General features: G+C 62.7%; 2 protein-coding genes. Both read left to right on the top strand.

Features of this window, described 5'->3' with window-relative positions; all coding sequences use genetic code 11:
- The first annotated feature begins 280 nt into the window (after nucleotides 1–280).
- Nucleotides 281–2,407, top strand: coding sequence for a TonB-dependent hemoglobin/transferrin/lactoferrin family receptor (locus EN994_RS24780; RefSeq protein WP_063168546.1), 2,127 nt, complete (start codon nucleotides 281–283; stop codon nucleotides 2,405–2,407).
- Nucleotides 2,408–2,409: 2 nt separating this feature from the next.
- A partial coding sequence (locus EN994_RS24775; RefSeq protein WP_206530492.1) for a siderophore-interacting protein occupies nucleotides 2,410–3,013 on the top strand: 604 nt, incomplete at its 3' end.

Here is a 3,013-nt window from a genome sequence, read left to right as displayed (position 1 = left end):
AGAAGGGCGCCAGCACCGCCAGTGCCAGAAGCAGCACCGCCGCGATCCTGCCCGGTTGCGACCAGTGGGTCGTCTTGCCTTCGCCTAAACTGCCAACCATGCCGCTGTTCCCGTGCCAGATGCTTCTCGAGGATGGTCGGCTATAAATTTAAAGTTGACTTATGTCATCATGTTTAAATATGTGACCCATGCCCTGACCTGACTGGTTGAGGGATTTTCAATAATGCCAGCCAAGGCCGCTCAGCCACCGCCAGCAGTTTTGCTTTTGCTTGGGGGCTGCATGACAACGACAACAAACACGACATCGATGGCGAGCACGGCGCTCGCCTTCGTGCTCGGCCTCTGCGCCGTGCCTCTTGCCAGCGCGCAGGAACAGGACCGGGAGAAAAAGGCCGCCGCCAAGACCGGCCGCCTGGCGCCGGCCAGTGTCGCGCAGAACCAGCCGGCGACGATGCTCGACGTGATCACCATCTCGGCAACGATGATCAAAACGGCGGTGATCGAATCGATGGCCGCCATCAGCGCCGTCGATCAGGACGAACTCGACCGCATCCAGCCCGACACAGCCGCCGACATCTTCCGCACCACACCGGGCGTCGCTGCCTCGATGAATGGCGACGATCCCGCAACCGCCATCAACATCCGCGGCCTGGAGCAATATGGCCGCGTCGTCGTCACCCTCGACGGCGCCCGCCAGGACTACTGGCGCGTCGGTCATGGCTCTGGCTCGTTCTATGTCGAACCCGACCTGATCAAGGAAGCCACCGTCATTCGCGGTCCGGTCTCGAATGCCTATGGTTCCGGCGGCATCGGCGGCGTCGTCTCCTTCGAGACCAAGGATGCCGGCGATTTCCTCAAGAAGGATGAGCGCTGGGCGCTGAGCGAGAAGCTCGGCTACGAGGACAATGGCGACGGCTTCACCACCAGCACCACCGGTGCCTACCGCTTCAGCGACGATGCCGATATCATCGGCAACCTCATCTACCGCGACCGCGACAGCTACACCGATGGCAATGGCGACACCGTGCCATGGACCGGCGAGCGGGTGACCAGCGGCTATCTGAAGGCGACGTTGCGGCCGGCCGATGGCCATGAGCTGAAGCTCGGCGCCATCCTGCAGCGCTACAACGACCAGATCACCGGATCGAGCGGCTCGACCTCGCCGACCCTGAGCCGCTATGACACCGACACCACCAACCAGACCTACACCGCCGCTTACACCTGGAAGCCCGACGACAACGCGCTGATCGACTTCAGCGCCAATGCCTATCACAACCGCACCCGCGCCGAGCAGACGCAGGTCTGGCCGACCTCGGCGATCGGCAATTTCCGCTTCTACGACGTGGCCACGACAGGTTTCAATGTGAAGAACTCCTCGCGTTTCGACGTCTGGGGACTAGCACATACGCTGACCTACGGACTCGACTACTACTATCTCGAGGCCTCCTCGGAAGCGGCGCATTTCGGCGCTGGCCAACAGCAGGGTTATGGCGGCTTCCTGCAGTGGCAGGGCGATTACGGGGATTGGCTGCAGGTCATCGCGGCGATGCGCTATGACGGCTACCAGCTCGATGGCGAGACGCGCATCCCGTCACCGCAGGAAGCCTCGATCTCCGGCGATCGTTGGTCGCCGCGCCTCACCGTCGGCGTCACGCCATTCGATGGCTTCCAGCTCTATGGCACCTATTCCGAAGGCTACCGGGCGCCGGGTCTGCAGGATGTCTTCCGTGGCGGCGGCGCGCATGGCGGCGGTGATACATATCGGCCCAATCTTCTGCTGCAGCCCGAGACGGCAAAGAACTGGGAGGCCGGCGTCAACGTGAAATATGACGATGTGCTGACGGCGGGTGATCGGCTGCGCGCCAAGGTCAACGTTTTCCACACTGACGTCGAGGATTACATCGACGTCGACCTCACCGTGCTGCCGCGCACGGCAATCAACATCGGCGACGCACGCCTGAAGGGCGTAGAGGCCGAGATGGTTTATGATTATGGCTGGGGTTTCGTGAACCTCTCCGGCGCGCTGATCGACGCCAAGGTCGTCAGCGGCGTCTATTCCGGCCAGGCGTTGAACAACACGCCGCTCGACCGCTTCTCGGCCACGATCGGCTTCCGCATGCTGGAGGACCAGCTCACCGTCGGCGCGCAATATCTCAGCGTCGGCAAGATCACCCGCACCAGCCGCACCAATCCCAACGCCGTGCCGGTCGTCGATGACGGTTTCGATCTGGTCAATGTCTTCGCCAACTGGCGCGTCAACGACAACCTCAAGCTCGATTTCGGCGTCGATAACATCTTCAACACCGCCTACACCGATCCGCAAAGCGCATGGTCGACCTCGGCGGCAACAGAACAGGGCAAGGGCCGCACCTTCAAGGTGGGCCTCACCGGCAGGATCGGAGGCTGACAATGAACGAAGCATCGGTGCGTGAACTGGCCTGCGAGGCACGGCTCAACCTGCGGCGTCTGCCGGACTACATGGACAGCATCTCCGACAGGCTGCGGAGCTTCGAGGCCGATGCTTCGCATCAGGGACAGCGCATCGATTTCCGCTTTGCCTTCGGCGGCGCCTCGTTCGACATGGAGCGGCTGGTGATGCGGGCCAATGCTGCCGACCGCGACGGGCTCGCCCGTATCAAGGACCTGCTCGCCACAGCCGTACAGGTCTACGCCAAGGAGGAAAACCCCGAGATCGTCTGGACCGGCGATCTCTCAGGCGAAACCAGCCTCGCCCAGTTCCGCGAGATGGTGGTGACCGATGTTCGCGACCTCACTCCGAATATGCGCCGCATTCGTCTGACCGGCGAGAACCTCTCGCGCTTCGCCAAGTTCGGCGGCATGCATATCCGCATGCTGTTTCCGACCAGGGACGTCCCCGATCCGCTGTGGCCGGTGCTGGGCGGCAATGGCTTACCGGTCTGGCCCACCGACGACCGGCGCCCAGTGGCGCGCGTCTACACCATCCGCGCGCTCGACGTGGAAAAGGGCATCATCGATGTCGACTTCCTGATCC

The organism is Mesorhizobium sp. M7A.F.Ca.CA.002.09.1.1, assembly GCF_003998555.1.
GTDB classification, from domain to species: Bacteria; Pseudomonadota; Alphaproteobacteria; order Rhizobiales; family Rhizobiaceae; genus Mesorhizobium; species Mesorhizobium ciceri.
This window is presented reverse-complemented; position numbering and strand designations above follow the sequence as displayed.

Coding starts and splice junctions, on each gene's coding strand:
- EN994_RS24780 (WP_063168546.1), top strand. CDS start 281: ATGACAACGACAACAAACACGACATCGATGGCGAGCACGGCGCTCGCC.